The organism is Pseudomonas sp. MDT1-16 (genome assembly GCF_054898115.1).
The window spans coordinates 273,369-298,552 of sequence record NZ_CM142717.1 but is presented as its reverse complement, the minus strand read 5'-3'; the positions used below and the strand labels follow the sequence as shown (position 1 = coordinate 298,552).

At 59.2% G+C, this 25,184-nt stretch carries 22 protein-coding genes and 1 pseudogene; 10 read left to right on the top strand and 13 right to left on the bottom strand.

The features are described from left to right. The first annotated feature begins 18 nt into the window (after positions 1-18). Positions 19-798: an N-acetylmuramoyl-L-alanine amidase gene (locus ACYZT3_RS01320; protein ID WP_282379637.1), complete on the top strand. Its 780-nt coding sequence runs from the start codon at positions 19-21 to the stop codon at positions 796-798. A gap of 76 nt (positions 799-874) precedes the next feature. Further along, complete coding sequence (locus tag ACYZT3_RS01315) at positions 875-2,485, top strand: EAL domain-containing protein (RefSeq protein ID WP_282379640.1); 1,611 nt, start codon at positions 875-877, stop codon at positions 2,483-2,485. Positions 2,486-2,497: 12 nt separating this feature from the next. On the opposite strand, the gene ACYZT3_RS01310 is transcribed toward ACYZT3_RS01315, so the two are convergent. Together ACYZT3_RS01310 and algB are read right to left on the bottom strand one after the other, a co-directional pair. After that, positions 2,498-4,288 carry a KinB sensor domain-containing domain gene (locus ACYZT3_RS01310; RefSeq protein WP_462031345.1) on the bottom strand — a complete coding sequence of 597 codons (1,791 nt, stop codon included), beginning with the start codon at positions 4,286-4,288 and terminating at the stop codon, positions 2,498-2,500. Positions 4,289-4,298: 10 nt separating this feature from the next. Further along, the gene (algB, locus tag ACYZT3_RS01305; RefSeq protein ID WP_282379644.1) at positions 4,299-5,645 is read right to left on the bottom strand and encodes a sigma-54-dependent response regulator transcription factor AlgB; all 1,347 of its coding nucleotides are present in this window, start codon (positions 5,643-5,645) and stop codon (positions 4,299-4,301) included. 433 nt (positions 5,646-6,078) lie between these two features. Between algB and ACYZT3_RS01300 the strand changes: the two genes are divergently transcribed. The 5 genes from ACYZT3_RS01300 (at position 6,079) to ACYZT3_RS01280 (ending at position 10,447) form a co-directional block, all read left to right on the top strand. After that, positions 6,079-6,366, top strand: a complete 288-nt coding sequence (locus ACYZT3_RS01300) for a hypothetical protein (protein WP_282379646.1) — start codon at positions 6,079-6,081, stop codon at positions 6,364-6,366. Between the two features lie 81 nt (positions 6,367-6,447). Beyond that, the gene (locus ACYZT3_RS01295) at positions 6,448-6,612 is read left to right on the top strand and encodes a DUF1328 domain-containing protein (protein ID WP_282379648.1); all 165 of its coding nucleotides are present in this window, start codon (positions 6,448-6,450) and stop codon (positions 6,610-6,612) included. Positions 6,613-6,614: 2 nt separating this feature from the next. Further along, positions 6,615-7,079: an inhibitor of vertebrate lysozyme family protein gene (locus ACYZT3_RS01290; protein ID WP_462031344.1), complete on the top strand. Its 465-nt coding sequence runs from the start codon at positions 6,615-6,617 to the stop codon at positions 7,077-7,079. Positions 7,080-7,783: 704 nt separating this feature from the next. Next, complete coding sequence (gltP, locus tag ACYZT3_RS01285; RefSeq protein WP_462031343.1) at positions 7,784-9,115, top strand: glutamate/aspartate:proton symporter GltP; 1,332 nt, start codon at positions 7,784-7,786, stop codon at positions 9,113-9,115. A gap of 102 nt (positions 9,116-9,217) precedes the next feature. After that, a complete protein-coding gene (locus ACYZT3_RS01280; protein ID WP_462031342.1) occupies positions 9,218-10,447 on the top strand; it encodes a nucleoside recognition domain-containing protein in 1,230 nt (409 codons plus the stop codon). Positions 10,448-10,499: 52 nt separating this feature from the next. On the opposite strand, the gene ACYZT3_RS01275 is transcribed toward ACYZT3_RS01280, so the two are convergent. From ACYZT3_RS01275 to ACYZT3_RS01235, 9 genes are all read right to left on the bottom strand, one after another. Beyond that, positions 10,500-11,126: an ABC-type transport auxiliary lipoprotein family protein gene (locus ACYZT3_RS01275; RefSeq protein WP_282379656.1), complete on the bottom strand. Its 627-nt coding sequence runs from the start codon at positions 11,124-11,126 to the stop codon at positions 10,500-10,502. Further along, positions 11,123-12,061 carry an MlaD family protein gene (locus ACYZT3_RS01270; RefSeq protein WP_282379658.1) on the bottom strand — a complete coding sequence of 313 codons (939 nt, stop codon included), beginning with the start codon at positions 12,059-12,061 and terminating at the stop codon, positions 11,123-11,125. Before ACYZT3_RS01270 ends, ACYZT3_RS01275 begins: the two co-directional genes overlap by 4 nt. A 1-nt stretch (position 12,062) precedes the next feature. Next, entirely contained in the window at positions 12,063-12,866 is an 804-nt protein-coding gene (locus ACYZT3_RS01265; protein WP_462031341.1) for an ABC transporter ATP-binding protein, read from the bottom strand. Continuing rightward, a complete protein-coding gene (locus tag ACYZT3_RS01260) occupies positions 12,863-14,011 on the bottom strand; it encodes an ABC transporter permease (protein WP_462031340.1) in 1,149 nt (382 codons plus the stop codon). The genes ACYZT3_RS01265 and ACYZT3_RS01260 overlap by 4 nt, the downstream gene beginning before the upstream one ends. A gap of 53 nt (positions 14,012-14,064) precedes the next feature. Continuing rightward, positions 14,065-15,096: a DUF5924 family protein gene (locus tag ACYZT3_RS01255; protein WP_282379664.1), complete on the bottom strand. Its 1,032-nt coding sequence runs from the start codon at positions 15,094-15,096 to the stop codon at positions 14,065-14,067. Positions 15,097-15,319: 223 nt separating this feature from the next. Then, positions 15,320-16,708, bottom strand: a complete 1,389-nt coding sequence (locus ACYZT3_RS01250) for a M16 family metallopeptidase (protein WP_282379666.1) — start codon at positions 16,706-16,708, stop codon at positions 15,320-15,322. Between the two features lie 56 nt (positions 16,709-16,764). Then, a complete protein-coding gene (locus tag ACYZT3_RS01245) occupies positions 16,765-18,423 on the bottom strand; it encodes a Na/Pi cotransporter family protein (RefSeq protein ID WP_282379668.1) in 1,659 nt (552 codons plus the stop codon). Positions 18,424-18,636: 213 nt separating this feature from the next. Continuing rightward, the gene (locus ACYZT3_RS01240) at positions 18,637-19,404 is read right to left on the bottom strand and encodes a TerC family protein (protein WP_282379670.1); all 768 of its coding nucleotides are present in this window, start codon (positions 19,402-19,404) and stop codon (positions 18,637-18,639) included. Positions 19,405-19,489: 85 nt separating this feature from the next. After that, positions 19,490-20,797 carry a CitMHS family transporter gene (locus ACYZT3_RS01235; protein WP_282379672.1) on the bottom strand — a complete coding sequence of 436 codons (1,308 nt, stop codon included), beginning with the start codon at positions 20,795-20,797 and terminating at the stop codon, positions 19,490-19,492. Between the two features lie 318 nt (positions 20,798-21,115). Between ACYZT3_RS01235 and ACYZT3_RS01230 the strand changes: the two genes are divergently transcribed. Then, on the top strand, positions 21,116-21,517 hold the full coding sequence (locus ACYZT3_RS01230) for a GFA family protein (protein WP_462031339.1): 402 nt from the start codon (positions 21,116-21,118) through the stop codon (positions 21,515-21,517). 5 nt (positions 21,518-21,522) lie between these two features. Here the strand turns inward: ACYZT3_RS01230 and ACYZT3_RS01225 are convergent. Next, positions 21,523-21,848 (bottom strand): annotated as a pseudogene (locus ACYZT3_RS01225) (DOPA 4,5-dioxygenase family protein). 83 nt (positions 21,849-21,931) lie between these two features. On the opposite strand from ACYZT3_RS01225, the gene ACYZT3_RS01220 reads away from it, so the two are divergent. Beyond that, entirely contained in the window at positions 21,932-22,603 is a 672-nt protein-coding gene (locus ACYZT3_RS01220) for an NAD(P)-dependent oxidoreductase (protein WP_462031338.1), read from the top strand. Here ACYZT3_RS01220 and ACYZT3_RS01215 read toward each other — a convergent pair. Continuing rightward, positions 22,590-23,540: a choline sulfate utilization transcriptional regulator gene (locus ACYZT3_RS01215; protein ID WP_462031337.1), complete on the bottom strand. Its 951-nt coding sequence runs from the start codon at positions 23,538-23,540 to the stop codon at positions 22,590-22,592. The genes ACYZT3_RS01220 and ACYZT3_RS01215 overlap by 14 nt on opposite strands. 114 nt (positions 23,541-23,654) lie before the next feature. Here ACYZT3_RS01215 and betC point away from each other — a divergent pair, with 114 nt between their 5' ends. Then, entirely contained in the window at positions 23,655-25,169 is a 1,515-nt protein-coding gene (gene betC / locus ACYZT3_RS01210; RefSeq protein ID WP_282379682.1) for a choline-sulfatase, read from the top strand. Positions 25,170-25,184: the final 15 nt, after the last annotated feature.

The window sequence follows — 25,184 nt, the reverse complement described above, 5'->3', positions numbered from 1 at the left end:
CGTGTGTTGCCTTCTGCCATGAAATACCTAGCCCTCGTCGTGTCGCTGATTCTGTTGGCCGGTTGTGCCAGCGGCCCACGGTTTGACACCCGTCACCCTTCAGCCAATCACGACAGCCGCATTCAGTTCGTGGTGGTGCATTACACCTCCGCGTCACTGGAACGTTCGCTGCAACTGCTGACCCATGGCGAGGTCAGCAGCCACTACCTGATTGGCGACGACAAAAACGCCACTATCTATAAGCTGGTGGATGAAAATCTCCGGTCCTGGCATGCAGGGGAAAGCGAATGGGAAGGCCGAACCTGGTTGAACTCCAGCTCCATTGGCATCGAAATCGTCAATCCGGGCTTCAAAATCATCCCAACAGGGCGTCTCTGGTACCCCTATAGCGAAGCCCAGGTCCAGTCCTTGATCATTCTGCTCAAAGACATCAGCAAGCGTTACGCCATCAGCCCCCGCAACATCATCGGCCATAGCGACATCGCACCGCTGCGCAAGCTGGATCCGGGCCCGATGTTTCCCTGGAAGCGTCTGGCTGCCGAAGGCCTTGGTATCTGGCCGAACGAGCAGGCCGTAACGCGTCAGCAGGCACAGTTCGAAGTACAGCCGCCAACCATCAGTTGGTTTCAGGCACAGCTGGCCCGTCTGGGTTATCCCACGCCGCAAACCGGCGAACTGGATGTTGCGACGCGTCATGTGATTACGGCCTTTCAGATGCATTTCCGACCGTCTCGTTTCGATGGCACACCGGATGCGCAAACCGCGGCGCTTCTACAAGTCTTGAATCAGACAAAATAATGACGCCCGCCCGACGGTCAGGGCTTTTTTTCCAATCAGCAGCTATAACTCATTGGTAATTCTTCGGATATTCCCTATGCCTGCTGCTCGAGAGACATTACGTAGTTGGTTCTGTCGCCCATGGTTTTTGGCGATACTGGCTGCTGCCTTGAGCGCGACACTCCTGATGGCCGGCAGCCTGTTCGTGGCCATGCATCAAGTCGAGCAGAGCGAAAGCGAAGAGATGAATGCCCAAGGCGAGCGCTTCCTTGCTCGTCTGGAGCAACTGTTCGGGCAGTTGCGTGAAAGCCTCGACGACCTGGAAGCCCAGCCGTTACGGGGCTGCGATGACGAAATGATCGCAACCTTGCAGCAGGTCAGCTTCAATTACCGTTTCGTTTACGAAGCCGCCTATATGGATGCCTCGCGGATCTGCTCCAACCGCCCCCGCCAGGAAGGGCTGTCGATGACAAGACCGCCGGACATCAAAGGCCCGACCTACAGTTACTGGCTGAACACCACCACCGAACCCGATGAAAACCGTGCCGCACTGATGCTCGGGCGCGGTAATTTTCGTGTCGCGACGTCTCGCGGACACTTGACTGACATGGTCGACTTGCCACCGGGAAGCAGCCTGCTGGTGGTACTCGACGGCACGCGCGCGATTCCGGTACTGGGTGTCTCACAGGTCTGGCCACCGACCGAACCCTGGCCCCCGAAAAGCAGCGACGCGCTACAGATCACGCAGTCCCGCTTGATTTACCGCATGCCCACCAACAATCCGGAATACCAATTGGTGCTGATCAGCCCGCGCACCGGCATGCATGTGCCTGCGGCTTGGTGGTGGTTGCTACCGGCCAGCCTGGTGCTGGCGGTGTGTGTGGGCTTTCTGGTGCTTCTGTTAGTGCGCCAGCGACAGTCGCTGGACGCCGAACTCAGTGGCGCCATACGGCGAGGCGAGTTGCAGGTGTTGTACCAACCGATCTTCGACCTCGACAGTCGCAACTGTGTCGGAGCAGAAGCCTTGTTGCGCTGGCGAAGGCCGGACGGCACCCTGACCAGCCCCGACCTGTTCATTCCGATGGCGGAGAACACCGGCCAGATCCGCCAAATGACCGACTTCGTCCTGCAACGCCTGCTTGAGCAACTGGGTCAATTGTTGCGGGCCAATCCACAACTGTACATTTCGGTCAATCTGGCGGCCTGCGACGTCATGGTGCCGCGTATTGGCCAGGTGATGGCGCGCCTGCTGACCTTGCACCGCGTCGCAGCAAAGCAAATTGCCTTTGAGGTCACCGAGCGAGGATTGATCGATGTCGTCGTCGCTCGGGAAAACCTGCAAGCCTTGCGGGATGTGGGGCATCAGGTGCTGATTGATGACTTTGGCACCGGCTATTGCAGCCTCGCCTATCTGCAAACCCTGCCAGTCGACTGCCTGAAAATCGATAAGGCGTTTATCGATGCGCTGGGTCATGACGCTGCGAGTAGCGGTGTCGCACCGCACATCATTCACATGGCCCAGGCCCTGCAACTCAAAGTCATTGCCGAAGGCATCGAACATGAATCCCAGGCGGCGTTTCTGAGCAGTGAAGGCGTGAAGTTCGGCCAAGGTTGGCTCTTCGCCCGTGCGTTGAGTGCGGTGCAGTTCATCGAGCTGATTACCGGTGGCCGCCGATTGGCCGCTCGACGCCTCGATGACGAAGCCTGAAGCTGCTGCGGCTTATACCGACAGCGCCATATAGAACTGGGTGCCCTGCCCTGGCCGCGAATAAACGCCCATCCGTCCGCCGTGCAACTGCACGATTTCCTTGCACAGTGCCAGACCGAGCCCGGCCCCCCCCTTCTTGCGACCCACCTGTACAAAGGGTTCGAAAATCCGCCCCTGCTGGCCGTAGGCAATGCCTTCACCGTTATCCTCGACGCTAATAATGACTCGCTCTCCATGGCGTCGAGCCTGCAAACGTATTTGCCCGCCGGGGGCAGTGTGGCGCATTGCGTTGTCGATCAGGTTATCGAGCACCCGGTCCAGCTGCGGCTGATCAGCCTGCAATCGCGGTAACGGCCCTTGCACCTCCACCGACAGGTCGATGCGCTGCTCTTTTGCAGGGCCGGCAAAACGCTCCCGGGCCTGTTCCAGCAACTCCTCGATGGCGCACGGCGCCAGCGTGAGTTTCTGTAATCCGTTCTGATAGCGGGAGAAGTTCAGCAGATCGTTAATCAACTGCATCAAGCGCTGCATCTCTTCGTTCACGGTATCCAGCAAATCAGCTTCACGCGAGTCCTCGGCAAAGTGCGCGCGCTCGCGGAATAGGCCGAACGCCATGTGCATCCCAGTGACCGGCGTTCGCAATTCATGGGAGGCGCGCAGTACGAACTCGCTGCGCACCCGTTCAAATGCACGCTGTTCGGTGACGTCATGCAGCACCATCACGGCGCCGAGAATATGGCCCTGTGTATGGCTGACCGGTGTCAGGCTAAAGGTCAGCAACCGCGACTCACCGTCGACCTCGATACTCAGGTCTTCCGGCGCTCGCTCCAAGGTGCCGCCGCGTAGCACCAGTTGCAGCTGTTCATCGAGTTCGGGACGCTCAAGCGCCGTCCCCAGACCTTGACCGAGACGATCGGTGTCCCAACCCAACTGACGCTGCGCCACGGGGTTGAGGTGTTCCAAACGACCATCGCGGTCGATCATCAGCAACCCATCATCGATGCTGTCAAGCACGGCCTGCAAACGTTGCTGGCCTGCGAGCAGCTCATGGACATTGGTGGCCTGATGCTCGCGCAAGGCCTCGGCCATGATCCCGAATCGTTTGGTCAGCTGGTTCATTTCCACTGCCGAGGAAATCGGCAGCGTCACTTCGAAATTACCTTGGCCGATGTGGTCCGCCGCCTGAGCCAAGGCCTCGATCGGTGCACCAAAACGCCGAGCAATAGCGTGGGCGGTGACGAAGCCGATGATCAGCACCGCCAGCCCCACAAGCCCGAGCAGGCCGGCAACCAGCAACGCCCTCTCCCGAGCCTGCCGTTCGGTGGCATTGATGTTATCCAGCGCACGCTTGTGCTCGGCGATCAAACCATTGCGCAGTGCATTGAATTTTTCGGTGAGTACTTCGTTGCCACTCAACACGTGCGTCGAGTCACGTGACGAGTCGTACGCTTGCAGAAAGCTCTGGTAGTCAGCCTTGGCCTGCTCGAAGCCGTACTGGAGCTCATCACCCGTCCGGGCATGGGCAACACCGTCATCAAGCAACTGAAAATAATGCTGCCTGGACGCCTCGAACGCCGCAGGATCTGGCTTTTCGCTGAGCATGATGATCAGTTGATCGCCCAGGGTCTGACGCAATTTCAGCCCTAGGTCTAGCGTGACGAAACTATTGCGAATCAGCGCTTCCTGGGTACCCGCCATCTGCATGACGCTGACCAGCCCGAGCAACAGCCCAAGCAGCGCCACGGTGATCAGTGCGGAAATACTCAGAAACAGCCGGGTGCGCAACTTCATCGCCAGTTTCATCGCAGACAGCTCACAAGTTGTACTGCTTGCGTTTGCGGTACAACGTCGAGGCATCGATACCCAGGGTCTTGGCGGCCTGGTCCAGTGTGTCTGCGGTGGCGAGGACCGCTCCGATGTGGGCTTTTTCCAACTCATCCAGACTCAGCGCAGCGCCGATGCGTGGTGCGTTGTTGACCGGGGTTTCGGCCATGCCCAGGTGGCTGATCTCGACCCGCTCCTGTAGACAAATAATGCTTGCCCGCTCCACAACGTTGCGCAACTCCCGGATGTTCCCCGGCCAGCGGTAGCCGAGCAGCGCTTCGCGGGCTTCGTCGCTGAAGCCACGAGCCGGACGCGCGTACTCCTTGACGAAACGGGCCAGAAAGCGATCGGCCAGATTCACAATATCTTCCCGGCGCTCGCGAAGAGGCGGCAGGTGCAAGGTGATGACGTTCAGGCGGTAGAGCAGGTCTTCACGGAAACGACCGTCGCGCACCATGTCTTCGAGGTTGAGGTTGGTGGCCGCGAGAATTCGCACATCGGCGCGGCGGGTCACCGGATCGCCTACGCGCTCGTACTCTTTGTCCTGAATAAAACGCAGCAACTTTGGTTGCAACGTCAGGGGAAAATCGCCGATCTCGTCAAGAAACAGCGTCCCGCCATCGGCCTGATTGACTCGCCCCAAGGTGCTTTCGCTGGCACCGGTGAACGCGCCACGGCTATGGCCGAAGAGCTCGCTTTCCATGAGTTCGGCGGTCAGGGACGGGCAGTTGATCGTGACGCAGGATTTCTTCGCACGCTTGCTCCAGCCGTGAATGGCCTGGGACAGCTCACCTTTACCGGTGCCGGACTCGCCGAGAATCAAAATATTGGCATCGGTGCTGGCCACTTGGCGGGCGGTCTCAAGCACTACCTTCATGGCCGGGCTGTGGGAGTCCAGGCCATCCCTGGGTTTGCGCACTTCGCCTTCAAGGGCTTCCAGACGTGCCGACAGTTGCCGCACTTCCAACTGTTTGGCGGTGGCCAGACGCAATTGGTCGGGGCTACAAGGCTTGACCAGATAGTCGGCGGCACCGGCCTGAATGGCATCCACGGCGGTGTCCACAGCCGAATGAGCGGTGACGATCACCACCCTCATCCAGGGTGCCTGAATGCGCATTTGGGCCAGCACATCGAGGCCGTTGTCTTCACCCAGACGCAGGTCGAGGAAGCACAGGTCGAAGACTTGGCGCTGAAGCAGCGCATCGGCCTGGGCGGCGCTGTTGGCGGTAGCGACGCTGTAGCCTTCATCTTCGAGGCAATAGCGAAAAGTACGCAGGATGGCAGACTCATCGTCCACCAGCAGAATGCGGCCTTGATGCTCAGTGGCTGATTCCATTTTCCTACGCTCCTTAATGAATGATCTTGGTTAGTCCCGGAAAAATCGGGCAAGTTGCATGGTTGATTCTGGTCGATTCCAGCTACAGCAGCGTAGTTCTCTCAGCACCCTACGGCTAATCGCCTGATTTTGTTGTTTTTTTATCAGATAGCCGGCTCGCAGGCAGTTACCGGTGTCCCCTTGTGACATCCATGCCCTCCTCGCAATTCAAAAATATTGAAATCTCCTACGAAACTATCGTGCATTACGCACGACTTCAAAAGGACCATCGTGCAGGATGCGTCCGATCCGAATTCCGCTTCATTCATAACCAATTGATTTTATTAATTTTTATCATCATGAAAAGCTGGCATGCAGGCTGCAACAGTCTGATTAACCCAGGGCACTTAAACGGCGCCCAACAAGATCACCCCAGTGTGGGAGGAGCTTCAGGATGAGTCGCCAACGTGCCGCCCAATTGCGTTTCTCGCCACTGCATATCCAGCAAGGTCTGTTTGCTGTTATGGCGCTACTGATCACCTTGATCGGCGGCCAGCAGTTTCAGCGTTGGGAGCAAAGCCAGCAGCAAGAAGCGCCACGCCTCTCGATTCAGCATCCGACCCAAACCCATTTCAGTGCGGCCAGCAATAACCAGGCTGACAGCGCCCCGATGCGAATGATGGACGTCGACCAGGCTCAGCCTGTGGATGAGATGCCTCGTCAGGAACGTTGGGTGTTCTAAACACACGAACTTGGCGCGTTCGATGCGCCGGGAAAAGCACCACAAGTCACATCTCTAAATAAAAGCGTAAGGAGAATCACCATGTTGAGCTGGGCAATCACATTCTTGATCATTGCCATCATCGCTGGGGTATTGGGCTTCGGTGGTATCGCGGGCACCGCCACGGGTATCGCCAAGATTCTCTTTGTCGTGTTCCTGGTGATGTTTATTGCTTCCTTCTTCTTTGGCCGTCGCGGTCGAGGCTGAGTATGAGCGTTTCGTTAAAAACACTGGCAGCCGCCCTGCTTCTGGGCGGTTGTGCCATGGCGATGGCGGCCAATGACGGCCAGGCACGGGTCAATGAACTGGTCAATGCAGATCCGCAGTACCGCGAAACCTGGCAAGGCGTGGTGCAGAAGGAAGAACGCCTGCCGGAATGGGTCATGAACCTGTCCGGCGACGCCGAGCAAATGAATGCCGTTGAAGAAGAGGGTGAGAAGTATCTTGTCGGGCCGCTTTGCGAATCGCAGGCGACATGCCTCACCAAGCGCTTGATCGTTGCCGTCAGCTTCGACAAGAAGAATGCCTACGCCATGTTAGTTGAAGTGCCTGCGGGACTGCCGGCCGACAAGTCGCCCACGCGACATGCCGACTACCGCTTTCTCGGCAAGCCGGATCAGGGCATGCAGGACCTGTTGATGGAACAACTCAAGAAAGATCCACACTGGTACTGAATTCGTAACATGAAAGAAGCAGCATGGCTTCTTTCCAACTGCGCTACCCGAGGAAGGTAGACGCATGACCAAGGGGTCGGGACGTTCTGTCTGTTTCAGGGGCGGAGTGACCTACGGGTACAGGGAGTACCTGCGCAAGGGCCGGGTCAGGCAAAAGCTGCGACGCAAGTTCGCTGGTCACTCATGACTAGACGAACTTGCGAAGAGCTTTTTCAGTGCAAACCGTTGTCCTAGAGCGTCTGCTTGCATCCCCGCTGCACCTCTGTCAATCCCTCGCAAAACAATTTCGCGGTGTTTTTTTTGTGACCGTGTATCGAGAAAGCTGCGCCTAAAAAACAGAGAAGTTTCGCGTTTAAACGTAGGCTTTTTCCCAATTTTTTGCCCGAATCCCTCGCTTAAAAAACAACCAACCTCCTCTGTGATGGCCGGTTCACGGCACTTATGCCTGCCGAAATGTCGCATTCGAACCGGTTGGGACGCGAGTTTCAGTAAAAAAATCTCATGCCGATTCGGCATAGGGTAGGCGTTTACAGCATTAGACGTTGCGTCCTTGCATCTGAATAGTTGCGCCTTTTTCGCCTGCCAGAGAGCCGATAACAATCGCTTCGGGGCACCTTATACGGGGGTAGATGCACAAGACTTTTTCGCCACAAGCGTTCCAGTTTTTGCATGTGCCTGAGTCAAACGCAAGTAAGGGTAAAGATATGAAGAAGGCAAAGCTTAGCCTCGCCTGGCAGATCCTCATCGGTCTGGTATTGGGGATTGCAATCGGTGCGCTGCTCAACCATTTCAGTGCCGAAAAAGCCTGGTGGATCAGCAACGTCCTGCAACCAGCAGGCGATATCTTTATCCGTCTGATCAAGATGATTGTGATCCCGATCGTGATCTCTTCGTTGATCGTCGGTATTGCAGGCGTCGGTGACGCGAAGAAGCTTGGGCGTATCGGCCTCAAGACCATCCTTTACTTCGAGATCGTCACCACCATCGCCATCGTGGTCGGTCTGGTGTTGGCCAACGTGTTCCATCCGGGCACCGGCATCGACATGAGCACCCTGGGCACCGTGGATATTTCCAAGTACCAGGCCACTGCCGCCGAAGTTCAGCATGAACATGCGTTCATCCAAACCCTCCTCAACCTGATCCCGTCGAACATCTTCGCGGCCATGGCACGCGGCGAGATGCTGCCGATCATCTTCTTCTCCGTATTGTTCGGCCTCGGTCTGTCGAGCCTGCAATCGGACCTGCGCGAGCCGCTGGTGAAGATGTTCCAGGGCGTGTCGGAAAGCATGTTCAAAGTCACTCACATGATCATGAACTACGCCCCGATCGGCGTTTTCGCATTGATCGCGGTGACCGTGGCCAACTTCGGTTTCGCCTCCCTGCTGCCGCTGGCCAAACTGGTGATCCTGGTTTACGTCGCCATCGCCTTCTTTGCCTTCGTGGTGCTGGGCCTGATCGCTCGCCTGTTTGGCTTCTCGGTGATCAAGCTGATGCGCATCTTCAAGGATGAGCTGGTGCTGGCCTACTCCACCGCCAGTTCCGAAACCGTGCTGCCGCGCGTTATCGAGAAGATGGAAGCCTACGGCGCGCCGAAAGCCATTTGCAGCTTCGTGGTGCCGACCGGCTACTCGTTCAACCTCGACGGTTCGACCCTGTACCAGAGCATCGCGGCAATCTTCATTGCCCAGCTCTACGGCATCGACCTGTCCATCAGCCAGCAATTGCTGCTGGTGCTGACCTTGATGGTCACCTCCAAAGGCATCGCCGGCGTACCGGGTGTGTCCTTCGTGGTGCTGCTGGCCACCCTGGGCAGCGTCGGCATTCCACTCGAAGGCCTGGCATTTATCGCGGGTGTCGACCGCATCATGGACATGGCGCGAACCGCGCTGAACGTGATCGGCAATGCCCTGGCCGTATTGGTCATCTCCCGTTGGGAAGGCATGTACGACGATGCCAAGGGCGAACGCTACTGGAACTCCTTGCCGCACTGGCGCAGCAAGGAAAAGTTGCCGGTCGGTGAAGTCACCAGCCACTGAGTCATCCTGCATTAGAGCCAAAACAAACCCCGGAGAAATCCGGGGTTTGTCGTTTCTGGCTACCCCGCTATCATTCGCCGCATTCTTCGGGGGATTTAACTGATGCTCAATGGCCTGTGGCTAAGCTTCTTCATCGTGGCCGCCATCTCGGCGCTGGCGCAATGGCTGATCGGCGGTAACGCCGGGATCTTCGCGGCGATGGTGGAAAGCATTTTCGCCATGGCCAAATTGTCGGTCGAGGTGATGGTCCTGCTGTTCGGCACCCTGACCCTGTGGCTGGGCTTTCTACGGATTGCCGAGAAGGCCGGGATCGTCGAGTGGCTGGCCAAGGCGCTCGGCCCATTGTTTCTGCGCCTGATGCCCGAAGTCCCGGCGGGTCACCCGGCCATCGGCCTGATCACGCTGAACTTTGCCGCCAATGGCCTGGGCCTGGACAACGCCGCCACGCCGATCGGCCTTAAAGCCATGAAGGCGCTGCAAGAACTCAACCCCAGCGACACCATCGCCAGCAATGCGCAGATCCTGTTCCTGGTGCTCAACGCCTCCTCCCTGACCCTTCTGCCGGTGACGATCTTCATGTACCGCGCGCAGCAAGGTGCGCCCGATCCGACCTTGGTGTTCCTGCCCATCCTGCTCGCCACCAGTTGCTCGACATTGGTCGGCCTGCTGTCGGTGGCGTTCATGCAGCGTCTGCGCCTGTGGGACCCGGTGGTGCTCGCGTACTTGATTCCCGGTGCCCTGGCCCTCGGTAGCTTCATGGCGCTGCTGGCGACGCTCTCGGCGACCGCTCTGGCCGGCCTGTCATCGATCCTCGGCAACCTGACGCTGTTCGGGCTGATCATGTTGTTTCTGGTGATCGGCGCGTTACGTAAGGTCAAGGTCTACGAAGCGTTCATCGAAGGCGCCAAAGAAGGCTTCGACGTGGCCAAGAACCTGCTGCCGTATCTGGTGGCGATGCTGTGTGCCGTCGGCGTGCTGCGGGCATCCGGAGCGCTGGACTTTGGCCTGGACGGGATTCGGCATTTTGTGGAATGGGCCGGTTGGGACACGCGCTTCGTCGATGCGCTGCCGACCGCCATGGTCAAGCCGTTCTCCGGCAGTGCCGCCCGGGCGATGCTGATCGAAACCATGAAAACGTCTGGCGTGGACAGCTTCCCGGCGCTGGTGGCGGCGACGATTCAGGGCAGTACCGAAACGACCTTCTATGTATTGGCGGTGTACTTCGGCGCAGTGGGGATCCAGCGGGCGCGGCATGCGGTGGGGTGTGCGTTGCTGGCGGAGCTTGCTGGCGTTCTAGGCGCCATCGGGGTTTGCTACTGGTTCTTCGGCTAGCCGAGATCCCCTGTGGAAGCGAGCTTGCTCCCACATTGGGTTTGCGTTGGCCTCAGGGCCTAAGGGGCGGCGCAACTTTCTGTCCTTGCTCAACCGCCCAAGCCACCACCTGCGCCGTCAGTTGATCACTGGCCTGTCCGAACCCGGCCACCACCGCCGGCACCTTCACATCGCTCAATGGCTGGCGTACTTCAAAGCGTCGGCTGGCGAGGATTCGCTGGTCATAACCGCGCACCAGCAGTGCATCCAGACGCACGACCACGCTTGCAGCCGTGCCTTGGTACTCGGTCTGGAACGCCTGCAGGCTACCGCCCAGTTCAAGATCTGCCTGGAAGTTGCTGTCATCGGTACTCAGCAATGAAACTCGACCATCACGCTGGAAACCGTCCAACAGACGATTGCGCAGCAACACCGGTGCCGGGTCGCTCCAGCGCGAGGCCTTGTAGCTGCTGATCAGATCCCCCTGAGGGATCACGGCGATCTTCGGGCTGTTCAAGGCCTCGCTGGCCTGCGGCTTGGCCAGGCGCAGCGACCAGCGCTGCGGCGTCCCGTGACTGCCCGATGCGCTGCTCTGGGCTGAAGGCAACCGATAGACATCGGACGGCTCGGACTTGGGCAGGATCGAGCAGGAGCTGACCAACGTGAAGCTGACGAGGAGGGCGAGGTGAGTCAGCTTCATGGCGTGAACTCCTTGTTCTTGTCATTGCCCAGCAAGTAACCGCTGGGGTTGGCTTCCAGGCGCTGGGAAATAGCCCGCAACGACGTCAGGGTATCGCGCAGCTCACGCACCGCCGGGGCCAGGCCGTTGAGGCCTTGCATGCCGCTGTTCAGAGAATCCTGATGGGTCGTGAGCAACGTGTTGATGGTCGCGCTGCTCTGTTCCAGCGACTTCATCGCCTGCTCGGCGCTGCCGAACATCTGCTTGCCCTGATCGCTGAGCAAGCCGTTGGCGTTGCGCATCAGCGCGGCAGTTTGTTCCAGCGTGGCGGTGGCCTGCTTGCCGATAGCCCCCAGTTGCTGCATCGCCTGACGGATATCGCCGCGCTGGTCGGCGATGGTTCCGGTGGTTTGCTCCAAGTGTTCAAGGGTGCTGCTGATACGGGCGACGTTTTCCGCGGAAAACATCTGGTTGGCGTTATGCATCAGCATGTTCACGCCAGCCATCAGGTCATTGCTGTCGTTCAACAGACGGGCGATGGGTGAGGGCGATGCAATGATCGTCGGTAAATCACCGTCCTTGCCCTTGAGCGTCGGACTCTGCGGAGTACCGCCGCTGAGCTGAATGATTGAGGTGCCGGTGATGCCGGTCAGCGCCAGTATCGCGTGGGTGTCTTCCTTGATCGGTGTCTCGCCGCCCAGGCGAATTCGCGCCAACACCCGGCGCGGGTCTTTCGGGTCCAGACGCAGGGTCACCACGTCGCCGACCTTGATCCCGCTGTACTGCACGGCGCTGCCCTTGGACAGGCCGCTGACGGCCTCGTTGAAGACAATTTCGTAATCCTTGAACTCGGTGTCGACGCTGGATTTAGCCAGCCACAAGCCGAAGAGCAGGGCGCCCGCCACCACAATCACGGTGAACAGGCCGATCAATACATGATGGGCTCGGGTTTCCATGTCAGACCTCCTTAAGCTGTTGAGCGGCCGTCAGCGCCGCGCGGCCGCGAGGGCCATGGAAGTATTCGTGAATCCACGCGTCGTCAGTTTCCGACACCTTGTCGATGGCGTCCGCCACCAGCACTTTCTTTTGCGCCAGCACCGCCACCCGGTCGGTGATGGTGTAGAGCGTGTCGAGGTCGTGGGTGACCAGAAACACACTCAGGCCCAACGCATCGCGCAGGGTCAGAATTAATTGATCGAACGCGGCTGCGCCAATCGGATCGAGGCCGGCGGTGGGTTCGTCGAGAAATAGGATGTCCGGGTCCAGCGCCAGAGCCCGGGCCAGTGCCGCACGCTTGATCATGCCGCCGGACAGCGAAGCGGGGTACTTGTCGGCCGCCGACAGCGGCAACCCGGCCAAGGCCATTTTCACTGCCGCCAAGTGTTCGGCATCCTCGCGGCTCAAACCGGCATGCTCGATCAGGGGCAGGGCGACGTTTTCGGTAACCGTCAGCGAAGAGAACAGGGCGCCTTTCTGGAACAGCACGCCGAAGCGCCGCTCGACCTTAGAGCGCTCGTGTTCGGACAGCGTCGGCAGGTTTTTACCGAAGACCTTCACCACCCCTTCGCTGGGCTGGCGTAACCCGACGATGCTGCGCAGCAGCACCGATTTGCCGCTGCCGGAACCGCCGACCACGGCGAGGATTTCGCCCTTGAACACATCCAGGTCGAGGTTCTCATGCACGCTCTGGCGGCCGAAGCGATTGCACAAGCCGCGGACTTCGATCACCGCCTCGGAAGGTGCTCGGGGTAGACGACTCACCAGCCCATCTCCATGAAAAACAGCGCGGCCACGGCGTCGAGCACGATCACCACGAAAATCGACTGGACCACGCTCGACGTGGTGTGTGCGCCGACGGACTCGGCGCTGCCGCTGACTTTGAAGCCTTCAAGACAGCCGATGGCGGCGATCAAAAACGCGAAGATGGGCGCTTTGACGATCCCGACCAGGAAGTGCTGAACGCCGATGTCCGATTGCAGCAGCGACAGGAACATCGCGGGCGAAATATCGAGAGACACCGCGCAAACCACACCGCCGCCGACAATCCCCGAGAGCATCGCCAAAAAGGTCAGCATCGGCAGCGCGACCAGCAGGGCCAACACTCGCGGCACCACCAGCAACTCCATCGGGTCGAGGCCCAAGGTGCGAATAGCGTCGATTTCTTCGTTGGCTTTCATCGAGCCGATCTGCGCGGTGAACGCACTGGCGGTGCGGCCAGCCATCAGGATCGCGGTCAGCAACACACCGAATTCGCGCAGGAAGGAGAACGCCACCAGGTCCACGGTGAAAATACTCGCGCCGAAACTCGCCAGCACCGTCGCGCCGAGAAACGCCACCACGGCGCCCACCAAAAAGGTCAGCAGGACGACGATGGGCGCGGCGTCGAGGCCGCTCTGTTCGATGTGCGCCACCATCGGCGTGATGCGCCAGCGCTTGGGGCGAAACAGACTGCGGGCGATGGTTTCCAGAATCAGGCCGACGAAACCCAGCAGTTGCAGGGTGTCCTGCCAGACCGCGTCGACCGCGCGGCCGATGCGGGTCAGCAGTTGAATGCCGACGCTGATTTCCGGTTCCTTGATCGGCACGCAGAAGTCGGTCAGCGAGCAGTAGACGGTTTGTAGCAAAGCGCGATCGGCGGAGGAGAGGGTGCACTCGGGGTGTTCAGCCGATCGGCCGAGGCGCTCGGACCCCAGCAACTCCACCAGCAACGACGCGCCAGCGGTGTCGAGCGCGCCGAGGCCGTTGAGGTCGATGTGAGTGTTGTCGTCGTATTGGCCGTGGAGCTTTTCGATCAGGTGCTTGAGATCGGCGTAATGGGCAAGCGTCCAGTCACCCGTGACCCGCAACTGAGCAGGGGAGTGAGAGGTGTCCAGTCGGGCACTGCCGGGCATTGTGCTGCTGGTCATAAGCTCCGTGCTTTATCGGCTATTACGCAGCTCTACGTAATAGCACGAACGGGTTACTTTGCGGCAGTCGCAGGCTTTTTGTCCTTTACCTCGAAGCGCAACACACCGATGACCTGGCCATCTTCGGTCAGCACCCGAACCTGCCACTTACCCGCAGGGTTGCCGGGGAAATTCTGCTTGTGGGTCCAGGCGCGGTAGCCTTCCTTGCGCCCGCCATGGATGTCCAGGGGGATGCGGTCGACCTCTTTGCCGTTGAACTGCCACACATGATAGATCCGCTCCTCCAGACCACGCGGGGCATTGATCGCGGTGTAAGCGTACAGGCCGGTACCACGGATCTGGTCGGCGGTGACCTCATCGAGGCTGTCGCCGGGGATACGGCCCTGCATTTGCGTACTGATCGCGACATCAGTCATCCACAGCGTCGCCGGCGGAACCCACGAACGCAGCACCCAGCCAACCCCGCCGATGCCTACGGTGATGCTCAGAATCGCCAGCGCGTTGCGCACAGTACGAATCGGGAAGATCGACGCCAGGCTCGGGAACGACAGCACGACAGCGGTGCCCAGGGCCAGCTTGAAACTCTGGGAGGTGGTCAGGTGCAGGATGACGGGCAGGGCGGTCAGCAGTGCAGCGAACAACGTCAGCGTGTGCAGCGCCAGGAACGCCCAGCGTCGAGGCGCCAGCCATTTGTAGTAGAGCGGATCGATGATGGAAATCAGCGCGGCGATACTCAGCAGCCCGGTGAAAACCAACTGACCGCTGTTCCAAGTGGTAGTGATGAAGAAGAACGGCAGGACAAAAAACAGGCTTTCCTGGTGGATCATCTGCGTCGCGTAACGCAGCAACGGCTGGGGTATTTCGCGCTTGAAGATCCTGGCGAACAACTTGGTGAGGCTGTTTTCCAGCATCAGCCAGATCCAGCTGACCAGCATGATGGTGGTGATCCAGGTCGCCAGACCTTGCTGACGATCCACCAGCATGAAGCTGCCGACCCCGGAAATGAAACCACCGAGCGCAATGACCCCTGGGTAGCGCTTCATCAATTCCAGGATGCGCTGTACGAATAGGGTCAGAGTCGGCATTCGGCGGTTCGCAATAGTCGTGGGAAAAATCCTCGACAGGGTAACCGCCGAGAGGGCGGTGTGGCGAGGGGCTGCGGTCCGATCACAAAACCTGTGTAGCAGCTGCCGAAGGCTGCGTTCGGCTGCGAAGCAGCCGCAAATCCGTTATGTCACATGTGACTGATACACCGAGATGAATGGTTTTAACGACTGCTTCGCAGCCGAACGCAGCCTTCGGCAGCTGCTACACGGTCGGTGGCGCCCTGCGATGAAAGCGCAATGCCAATAGCCCGAGCACAATCACGCCGAACACCCCGGCAATCGCCCACATCACCTGGTCATCACTCATCAACGGCTTTTCGATCCGCAGGTAGCCCGGCTGCATGAGCAATTCACGCATGGCCTTGTTCGCTTCCGCCAGCGTCACCCCTTGCAGTTCCTTGGCCGGGTTGGCGAAACGGCCGTCCTCGTAATCCCCAAGAGCACTCCAGTAATAATCGGCCAACGCGCTATTGCCTTGCACGGCCCAGGCCTGGCGGGCGATGGCGGCCTGTTTGAGGCGGTTGAAGGTGTCGGCATTGAGACCGTCCCTGAGCAACCCGGCCTTCAAATCATCCAGCACCTGTTCGGCCTCGGACACGTCATCGCGCTCAACGTCGGCGTTCAGGCTCATGAAACCCACGCCACCAAACACCTCGCGCTCCGCCGAAGGCCCGTAGGACAAGCCATGGGCCAGGCGCATTTGGCGGTAAAGCGCCCAGTCCAGATAGTCCTTGAGCAAGTCGAAGGTTTCGTCGTGCTGATCTTCCAGCACCGGCTCCGGCACCAGCCAATGCAACTTGGCATTGCCGCCGACAAAACCGTGACTCAGGGTGCGCTCGTGGGCGGCACTGGCCTGGATGGCCGGCAGGGGCGGGTGATCGGTCGGGTCGACCGCTTCAAGCGCACCATAAGACCGTTCCAGATAGGCCGGCAGCAATCGATCGAGGTCGCCGACCACGATCAGGGTCATGTTGTTCGGCGCGTACCAGGCCTTGCGTACCTTTTCCAGCTGTTCGCGGGTCAGGTAATCGACCTCAGCCCGCTCGGGGCATTTGAGGCCCAGTTCCACCGCCAGCTGATTACTCGCCGTGTGGCCAAGATCCTGGCGATCCAGCCAGCGTTGCAGGTGCGAGTAATGGCCGCCGTCTTCGCGCTCGACCACTTGTTTGGCGGCGTTGATCGCGTTGTCGTCGATTCGGGTTTGGGTCAGCAGTGCCAGCAGCAGGTCGAGGACCTTGCGCTGGTTTTTCGCCGGGGCTTCGAGGACGAACGTCGTGTCGGCGTTGCTGGTGTAGGCGTTCCACTCGCCGCCCAGCGCCTGCATGCGCTCTTCCAGCCCGCCTTCGCCAGTGGCATCAATGCCGCTGAACAGCAAGTGCTCAAGCAGGTGCGGCAGCTCTTTGTCGGCGCAGCTGAAATCATCAATGCCGACGCCGACCACTAGACGAATCGCCACATGCCCGCGCTCCGTGCCGGGTTTTAGCAGCAATTGCAGACCGTTGGGCAGCGTATAGCCCTCGACCTGAAAGCGATCCAGGGCAAACGCAGGGAGTGAGCCAAGCAACAGACAGGCGAATAGCAGACAACGCATAACGAGTTTCCATACGGCTTGCGTAAGTTCAACAGACTGCAGGCAACTGTGGACGTTCAGGGTGAATGCGTGATGTCAGCAAAATCATCGGCAATGAGTGCGCCGGTGTCGGAAGTTTCCAGCACCACATAGGCGCTGCTGCAGAACAGCGAACTCAGACGCTTCATGTCGGCAATCAACTCCAGGTGCAACGAGCTGGTCTCGATGCTCTGCACGATCTTACGTTGCAATCGGCTGACGTGAGCATGGGCCAGGCGGCGTTCCTGTGCGCGAAAGCGACGTTTCTCACGCAGTAACTGGCGGGCACTTTCCTTGTCGGCACTGAGGAACACCGACAAGCCGAGACGCAGGTTGGCTATCAACTGACTGTGCAGCCCCGCCAACTCTTCCAGGCCGACCTCGGAAAAAGACCGGCGCTGCGAGGTTTTCTGCTGCTGAACCTTGCGCAGCATGCGTTCGATGAGGTCGCTGGCGAGTTTAAGGTTGATCGCCAACTCGATGATTTCCGCCCAGCGTCGGCTGTCCTGCTCGCTGAGGTCTTCGCGGGGCATTTGCGCCAGATAGAGCTTGATCGCACCGTAGAGCGATTCCACATCATCGGTCAGGCGCCGCATCTCCTGGGTCACGGCGGTTTGGTTGCCGCGCAGCACGTCGAGCATGGCCTCAAGCATGTTGTCGATCAGGTCGCCGATGCGCAGGGTTTCCCGGGCGGCATTGGCCAGCGCCAGGCTGGGCGTGACGAGTGCCGTTGGATCAAGATGCCGCGGTTTGGCGGTGCCGTTGATTTCCGGCCGCTCCGGCAGCAGCCACGCGCAAAGCCTGGCCATCAGCCCGACACTTGGCAACAAGATCAGGCAGCGCGCGGTGTTGTAGAGCAGGTGAAAGCCAATGACCATTTCCTGAGGGCTGAAGTCCAGACTGTCAATCCAGTGCACCAATGGGTCAAGCACCGGAATGATCAGCAGCAGGCCGATCAGTTTATAGAGCAGGCTGCCCAAAGCCACTTGGCGGCCGGCGGCGTTCTGCATGCTGGTGCTGAGGAAGGCAAGGATGCCGCTGCCGATGTTGGCGCCGATCACCAGGCCGATGGCAACGGGCAAGCTGATCACCGCGGCACCGGCCAGGGTCGCCGTCAGCAGGACGGCGGCCAGGCTGGAGTAAGAAACCATCGCAAACAGCGCGCCGACCAAGGCATCCAGCAGGATGTCGCCGGTCAGCGAGGCGAAAATCACCTTCACACCTTGTGCCTGCGTAATCGGCGCGGCGGATTCGACGATCAGTTGCAGGGCCAGGATGATCAGCCCCAGGCCGATGCCGACCCGGCCCATCTGTCCGACCCGGGTCTGTTTGCGCGACAGGAAGAAAATCACCCCAAGAAAGATCAGCAGCGGCGATAGCCATGACAGGTCGAGGGTCAGCACTCGCGCCATCAGCGCGGTACCGACATCGGCCCCGAGCATGGTTGCCAGGGCCGGAGTCAGCGCCATCAGGCCCTGACCGACAAAGGAAGTGACGAGCATGGCGGTGGCGTTGCTGCTCTGGACCATCGCCGTCACGACGATCCCCGAGACGAACGCCAGCCAGCGCTTGGACATGTTCCGGCCAATCACATGGCGCAGGTTGGAGCCGTAGACCCGCAGGATGCCGGTTCGGACGATGTGCGTGCCCCAAATCAGCAAGGCCACGGCAGATAACAAATTGAGCAGGGTGAGCATGCAGGCCCCCTGTGGTGGTAGCGCCCCAAAGGGGCAAGTTGACGGTGCCGCGCGTTCTTCTACGTTCTGTACTTAAGCTGTAGTTGGCTAACGGGCTGTGCGCCAGCATCGCACAGCTAAAGAAGCGATTGAAACAGAACTGTCATGAAAACAGCTTGATGCAGACGCGACAAAGGGGCCCGAAGGCCCCTTTGTCATAGCGCAACATTCGGGTTATTGACCCGGAATGTCCTTGCGCAGTTTCACCGGGTCCTGCTGCTTCTTCTTTTTCATCATCGCGGTGCGCATCTTGATGTTGATCGCTTCCACCGCCAGCGAGAACGCCATGGCGAAGTAGACGTAGCCTTTTGGCAAGTGCACTTCGAAGGACTCGGCAATCAACACGGTACCGACCAGCAACAGGAACGACAGGGCCAGCATTTTCAGCGACGGGTGCTTGTCGATGAATTCGCTGATGGTGCCAGCCGCCAGCATCATCACCAGAACCGCAACGATGATCGCAGCGACCATGACCGGCACATGGGAAACCATACCCACGGCGGTAATCACCGAGTCCAGGGAGAACACGATGTCGATAATCGCAATCTGGATGATGGTGTACAGGAAGCTGCCGCCCTTGGCGGTCGGTTCCTCGTGGGTTTCGTCTTCGCCTTCCAGCGCGTGGTACATCTCTTGCGAGCTCTTCCACAACAGGAACAAACCACCGAAGAACAGGATCAGGTCACGCCCGGAAATACCCTGGCCGAACATTTCGAACAGGTCGGCGGTAAGACGCATGACCCAAGTAATCGACAGCAACAACAGGATCCGCGTGACCATGGCCAGCGCCAGGCCGAAAATCCGGGTGCGCTGCTGCATGTGCTTGGGCATGCGGCTGACCAGGATCGAAATCATGATGATGTTATCGATACCCAGGACGATTTCCAGGGCGGTCAGGGTAAAGAAGGCAACCCAGATTTCAGGGTTGGTCAGCCATTCCATGTGTATTCCTTTGAGGATGTGTTAAACCACGAAGGGCCCGGGCTTCAAACAGCAAAGCCTGGACCCGTCATGGTGAGTCTTGGGCTTATAGAGTGCTGAACAGCGGAAAAATCCCCATCAGCAACGCGGCAACCAGTATGCACATGCACACCAGCACTGCCCATTTCAGGGTGAAGCGCTGATGGTCACCGAAGTCGATACCGGCCAGGGCCACCAACAAGTAGGTCGATGGTACCAGCGGGCTCAACAAGTGGACGGGCTGACCGACGATCGAGGCACGTGCCATTTCAACCGCGGTTATACCGTAATGACTGGCGGCTTCCGCAAGTACCGGTAACACGCCGTAATAAAATGCATCGTTCGACATGAAGAACGTGAACGGCATGCTTACCAGCGCAGTGATCACGGCCAGATACGGGCCAAGAAAATCCGGGATGACCGCCAGCAGGCTTTTCGACATCGCGTCGACCATACCAGTGCCCGTCAGGATACCGGTGAAGATGCCCGCGGCAAAGATCAACCCGACCACCGCCAGCACGCTACCGGCGTGGGCCGCGACGCGGTCCTTCTGTTGTTGCAGGCACGGGTAGTTGACGATCATCGCGATGCTGAACGCCACCATGAACAGCACCGGCAGCGGTAACAGGCCGGCAATCAGGGTGCACATCAGGCCCAGGGTCAGGGCGCCGTTGAACCAGATCAACTTCGGACGACGGGCATCCGGGAATTGCGAAACGCTGATTTCACTGTGGTCGATTTCATCTCCCACCAGGTGCAGTTCACCCAGACGCGCACGCTCACGCTTGCCGTAGAAGTAGGCAATCACGAGAATTGCCAGCACCCCGGCAGCCATCGCCGGAATCATCGGTACGAAGATGTCGGACGGGTCCACATGCAGCGCACTGGCTGCACGGGCGGTCGGGCCGCCCCAAGGGGTCATGTTCATCACGCCACCGGCGAGGATGATCAGACCGGCCATGATCCGCGGGCTCATGCCGATACGGCTGTAGAGCGGCAGCATGGCGGCCACGCAGATCATATAAGTGGTCGCGCCGTCACCATCGAGGGAGACGACGAGCGCCAATACGGCGGTGCCGACCGAAACTTTCAGCGGGTCGCCCTTGACCAGTTTGAGGATCTTGCGCACGGCCGGGTCGAACAGGCCGGAGTCGATCATCAGGGCGAAGTACAGAATGGCGAACATCAGCATCACACCGGTCGGCGCGAGCTTGGTAATGCCTTCGAGCATCATCGGGCCGATCTTCGGCGCAAAACCACCAAACAGCGCGAACAGGATCGGGATGATAATCAGAGCGATCAGCGCGGACAGGCGCTTGGTCATGATCAGGAACATGAACGTGATGACCATGGCAAAGCCAAGGAAAGTCAGCATGGGAATACTCCAGGCATAGCGCGGCTAGGGAATGGGCGAACCGGGTGGGTCAGCGCAGAACGGGAAGCACGAGACGTATGGGCGGAGTGACAGCGAAGTGGCGGGTAGCAAAGGACATCAGGATCACCATTGTTGTTGTTAAATGGGCTGTGCGAGCGATAAAACACTGGCATTGGCCGACCGGTCTGTTGCCGGTAGTGGGGGCGATCCTAATCGGGGAAGCTTTCACCGAGCTTTCGCGGATGAAAGCATTGACCAGATGTGCAACCGGTCGTCGGACGGGTTTAAAGTCCCTGAATACGGGGCAGGAGGAAAAACATGGCCGACATTCATACGGGCGGCTGCCACTGCGGACATCTGCGCTATCAATTCAGCGGGCCTTTGCACGACATCGCCCACTGTCATTGTTCGATTTGCCGACGGGTCAGTGGCGGCATCGTGACCACCTGGATCACCGTGCCGGCATCCGCTTTTGAATGGGTGAAAGGAACACCCGCGCAGTACGACTCGTCGACAACCTGCGTACGGTATTTCTGCGGCAACTGTGGTGCGCAGCTGGCGCTGGTCACGCACCTGAGCCCGGACAGCATCGACGTGACCATCGCCACCCTCGATCATCCAGAGCAGGCACCCGCCGAAAGACATATCTGGACGGACAACCGTCTGCCCTGGCTGCATCTGGACGAACATTTGCCCGGCGAAGCTGAGGAACCGTTGTAAACTGATCAAAATATAGACAGATCCAGCGACCGAATCGCGCCCATCCAGATGGCATGCTCAGTGTGATCGAGCAGATCGTCGCCGGTGTCCGGGTGCAGAACACCACCAAACCCTTGCGGTTGAGCGCAAGCCAGGGCAGCACATCGCCGATGTATTGCGGCTCGAAAGCCAACTGGCAGCTCCAGTCAGGGTGCGGGCCCACCGGGCGTTCATGGACGCGGCCCATTTTCACTGGAAACAATTGCGCCGCCTGCTCACACAAGGCTCGCGCCTGAGGAAGGGTGCTGGCGTCGAAGTAGACATGGGCGTGGTAGCCCTTGATCCGCTGCATTTAAAACCCTCTGAAACCGAGTCGAACTGGCGTTGTTTCCCACAGGTCACACGCCATATAGATAGGAAAAACGGAGCACGGCCATGAAAAATGCCGAAACCCCGGTGGTGAAAGTGGTGCTTTATGGTGCCATGAGTAGCCTGGGCAGTGCGCTAATGGCTGAAATGCTGCGGCGCCAACATGAAGTGATCGCGATTCTCGATGATCTGACGGCGCTCGCGCCGCGCCCGGGATTGCGGACCAAGACCGGCGATGTGTTCGACGCCGAGCGGGTCAAGCAGAGTGTCGCCGGTTGTTCGGCGGTGATCTGCCTGCTGGATGCACCAGGGTTGCCGATGAACAGCGAGCACGTGGAAAAGTCCATCGTGCCCGGCCCGGTCGAGCAAGTGCTGGCGGTGGATGCTCTGATCGATGGCCTGCAGGCCTCGGGGATTGTCCGATTGTTTCTGGTGGGCGATTTCGAGGTATTGGACGATCCGGAAATAGAAGATCGACTGCAACGCCACGCCGCCGAAGAAATTCGCGAAGCCCTGCAAAGCAGCACCTTGCACTGGACGCTGGTGAATGCGCCGCGCGGCGTGGCCGGGCTGACCATCGAACATTTCAGCCAGGTCAGCAGCAGCCTGGAACCGGGCCTCGCTGAACCACTTGAGCGGTTGAACCGGGTCGCAGTGGGAATTGCCGACGAGATGCAGTTGAACCTGCATGTCGGCGAACACGTGACCTTTGTCGCGACCGAGGCTATACAGCGATAGACGGCAGCGGAAGGCCATTCAACGATTGCGCACTGCCGGCCTGCTCAGCCATCAGCCAGTCCACAAACTGTTGAATCAGCGCACCACGCCGTTTTCGCTGGGGCAGGACCACGTAATAGCCGAGCCTGGAGATAACCGTTTGCGCAATCGGTCGGCACAACAATCCCTGCGCCAGTAAGTTATCCACAAGGTGTCGCCAGCCAATCGCCACGCCTTGGCCGCCAATCGCCGCTTGAATCAGCAGCGTGTAATTGTCGAAGCGCAATTGCCCGGGCGCGGGTGCCGAAGCAATCCCCAACTCCCGAAACACGCCGCTCCAGTCGAACCAGTTGCTGCTGTTCTCACCTCGAAGGTGCAGCAGCGGGAATTCCAGAAGTGACTGGACCGGCAAGGGCAGGGCGCGGTCCTTCAGCAACAGTGGGCTGCACACCGGAAATACTTCTTCGCTGAACAACCAATGGCTTTCACCCTGCTTGAATCGACCATCACCAAACAACACCGCCACATCGATATCGGTGCGCAGCATGTTGAGGCTGCGTTCGCTGGTGACCAGGCTGACGTCCACTTGAGGATTGGCGGCATGAAAGCGGTGCAGGCGCGGCATGAGCCAATACGCGGCGAAGGCGAAATCGGTGGCCACTTGCAACACTTCATGTTGGTTCTGTGCACTGATCGCGCTCAATCCTGCGTCGATATTCTGCAATCCAAGCTGAACCTGCTCGAACAGAATCGTCCCGGGCTCGGTCAGTTCAATGCCGCGATAGATGCGATCAAACAGCCGCGTCCCCAACTGTTCTTCCAACCGTTTGATCTGCTGGCTGATGGCCGGTTGCGTGGTGCCAAGTTCCACCGCAGCTGCGGTGAAGCTGCGCTGACGGGCCGCCGCTTCAAAGGCGCGAAGCAAATCCAGAGACAAATCACCAAGGGCGTCATACATAAGCTGTGCTTATCCTAGTCATTGCCGCGCAGGGGCTTTACCACAAAATGCATGGGCTCCATGCTCGATCGCAGCACTCTCGCATAAATATTCACTATGGAATGCCGCGATCACATGAAGCGCAAGAATATTCTTTTCATCATGGCCGATCAGATGGCCGCGCCAATGTTGCCATTCTACGGCCCTTCGCCCATCAAACTGCCCAATCTCAGCCGCCTCGCCGCCGAAGGCGTGGTGTTCGACGCGGCTTATTGCAACAGCCCATTGTGCGCGCCGTCGCGTTTTACCTTGGTCAGCGGTCAGTTGCCGAGCAAGATCGGCGCCTACGACAACGCGGCCGATTTCCCCGCCGATGTACCGACTTATGCCCACTACCTGCGTCGACTCGGCTACCGCACCGCGCTGTCGGGCAAGATGCATTTCTGTGGCCCGGATCAGCTGCACGGCTATGAAGAACGCCTGACCAGCGACATCTATCCGGCCGATTACGGCTGGTCTGTGAACTGGGACGAGCCAGACGTGCGTCCGACCTGGTTCCACAACATGTCATCGGTGCTGCAAGCCGGGCCGTGCGTACGCACCAATCAGCTGGATTTCGACGAAGAGGTGGTGTTCAAGGCCCAACAGTATTTGTTCGATCACATTCGTGAAGAGGGCGATCAGCCGTTCTGCCTGACCGTTTCGATGACTCACCCACACGACCCGTACACCATTCCCAAGGCCTTCTGGGATATGTATGACGACGCCGACATTCCGTTGCCCGAAACCCCGGCGCAGACCGAACTTGATCCACACTCCCAGCGTTTGCTGAAAGTTTACGACCTGTGGGACAAACCACTGCCTGTGGATAAGATTCGCGATGCACGCCGTGCGTACTTCGGTGCGTGCAGCTATATCGACAGCAACGTCGGCAAACTCCTGCAAACACTCGAGGAAACCGGCTTGATCGACGACACCATCATTGTGTTCTCCGGTGACCACGGCGACATGCTTGGCGAGCGTGGGCTCTGGTACAAAATGCACTGGTACGAAATGGCCGCCCGCGTGCCGCTGTTGATCAGTGCGCCGGGGCAGTTCGGGGCTGGCCGGGTCAGCGCGGCGGTGTCCACCGCCGATTTGTTGCCAACCTTCGTGGAACTGGCGGGCGGTTCGCTGGAACCAGGCCTGCCGCTGGATGGCCGCTCACTGGTCTCGCACCTGCAAGGGCAGGGCGGTCATGACGAGGTCTTCGGCGAGTACATGGCTGAAGGCACCATCAGCCCGATGATGATGATTCGCCGTGGCAACTACAAATTCATTTACAGCGAAGACGACCCTTGCCTGCTGTTCGACGTACACAACGACCCGCGTGAACAGCAAGAACTCAGTCAATCGCCGCAACATCGGTCGCTTTTCGATGAATTTCTCGCCGAAGCCCGGGCCAAATGGGATATCCCGGCGATCCACCAACAAGTGCTCGCCAGCCAACGGCGCCGACGTTTTGTCGCCGAAGCATTAACCATCGGCAAGCTGAAGAGCTGGGATCACCAGCCGCTGGTGGACGCCAGTCAGCAGTACATGCGCAACCACATCGACCTCGACGATCTGGAGCGTAAAGCACGTTATCCACAACCCTGCCAAAACCAATAATGTTAAGGGAAATGC

What these genes read in the sequence shown, in the direction of transcription:
- ACYZT3_RS01220 (WP_462031338.1), top strand. Translation starts at nt 21,932, where the DNA reads ATGAAAAATGCCGAAACCCCGGTGGTGAAAGTGGTGCTTTATGGTGCC.
- ACYZT3_RS01255 (WP_282379664.1), bottom strand. Translation starts at nt 15,096, where the DNA reads ATGCCGACTCTGACCCTATTCGTACAGCGCATCCTGGAATTGATGAAG.
- ACYZT3_RS01230 (WP_462031339.1), top strand. Translation starts at nt 21,116, where the DNA reads ATGGCCGACATTCATACGGGCGGCTGCCACTGCGGACATCTGCGCTAT.
- ACYZT3_RS01300 (WP_282379646.1), top strand. Translation starts at nt 6,079, where the DNA reads ATGAGTCGCCAACGTGCCGCCCAATTGCGTTTCTCGCCACTGCATATC.
- ACYZT3_RS01215 (WP_462031337.1), bottom strand. Translation starts at nt 23,540, where the DNA reads ATGTATGACGCCCTTGGTGATTTGTCTCTGGATTTGCTTCGCGCCTTT.
- ACYZT3_RS01320 (WP_282379637.1), top strand. Translation starts at nt 19, where the DNA reads ATGAAATACCTAGCCCTCGTCGTGTCGCTGATTCTGTTGGCCGGTTGT.
- ACYZT3_RS01245 (WP_282379668.1), bottom strand. Translation starts at nt 18,423, where the DNA reads ATGCTCACCCTGCTCAATTTGTTATCTGCCGTGGCCTTGCTGATTTGG.
- ACYZT3_RS01270 (WP_282379658.1), bottom strand. Translation starts at nt 12,061, where the DNA reads ATGGAAACCCGAGCCCATCATGTATTGATCGGCCTGTTCACCGTGATT.
- ACYZT3_RS01295 (WP_282379648.1), top strand. Translation starts at nt 6,448, where the DNA reads ATGTTGAGCTGGGCAATCACATTCTTGATCATTGCCATCATCGCTGGG.
- ACYZT3_RS01280 (WP_462031342.1), top strand. Translation starts at nt 9,218, where the DNA reads ATGCTCAATGGCCTGTGGCTAAGCTTCTTCATCGTGGCCGCCATCTCG.
- ACYZT3_RS01235 (WP_282379672.1), bottom strand. Translation starts at nt 20,797, where the DNA reads ATGCTGACTTTCCTTGGCTTTGCCATGGTCATCACGTTCATGTTCCTG.
- ACYZT3_RS01275 (WP_282379656.1), bottom strand. Translation starts at nt 11,126, where the DNA reads ATGAAGCTGACTCACCTCGCCCTCCTCGTCAGCTTCACGTTGGTCAGC.
- ACYZT3_RS01290 (WP_462031344.1), top strand. Translation starts at nt 6,615, where the DNA reads ATGAGCGTTTCGTTAAAAACACTGGCAGCCGCCCTGCTTCTGGGCGGT.
- gltP (WP_462031343.1), top strand. Translation starts at nt 7,784, where the DNA reads ATGAAGAAGGCAAAGCTTAGCCTCGCCTGGCAGATCCTCATCGGTCTG.
- ACYZT3_RS01315 (WP_282379640.1), top strand. Translation starts at nt 875, where the DNA reads ATGCCTGCTGCTCGAGAGACATTACGTAGTTGGTTCTGTCGCCCATGG.
- ACYZT3_RS01250 (WP_282379666.1), bottom strand. Translation starts at nt 16,708, where the DNA reads ATGCGTTGTCTGCTATTCGCCTGTCTGTTGCTTGGCTCACTCCCTGCG.
- ACYZT3_RS01310 (WP_462031345.1), bottom strand. Translation starts at nt 4,288, where the DNA reads ATGAAACTGGCGATGAAGTTGCGCACCCGGCTGTTTCTGAGTATTTCC.
- betC (WP_282379682.1), top strand. Translation starts at nt 23,655, where the DNA reads ATGAAGCGCAAGAATATTCTTTTCATCATGGCCGATCAGATGGCCGCG.
- ACYZT3_RS01260 (WP_462031340.1), bottom strand. Translation starts at nt 14,011, where the DNA reads ATGACCAGCAGCACAATGCCCGGCAGTGCCCGACTGGACACCTCTCAC.
- algB (WP_282379644.1), bottom strand. Translation starts at nt 5,645, where the DNA reads ATGGAATCAGCCACTGAGCATCAAGGCCGCATTCTGCTGGTGGACGAT.
- ACYZT3_RS01240 (WP_282379670.1), bottom strand. Translation starts at nt 19,404, where the DNA reads ATGGAATGGCTGACCAACCCTGAAATCTGGGTTGCCTTCTTTACCCTG.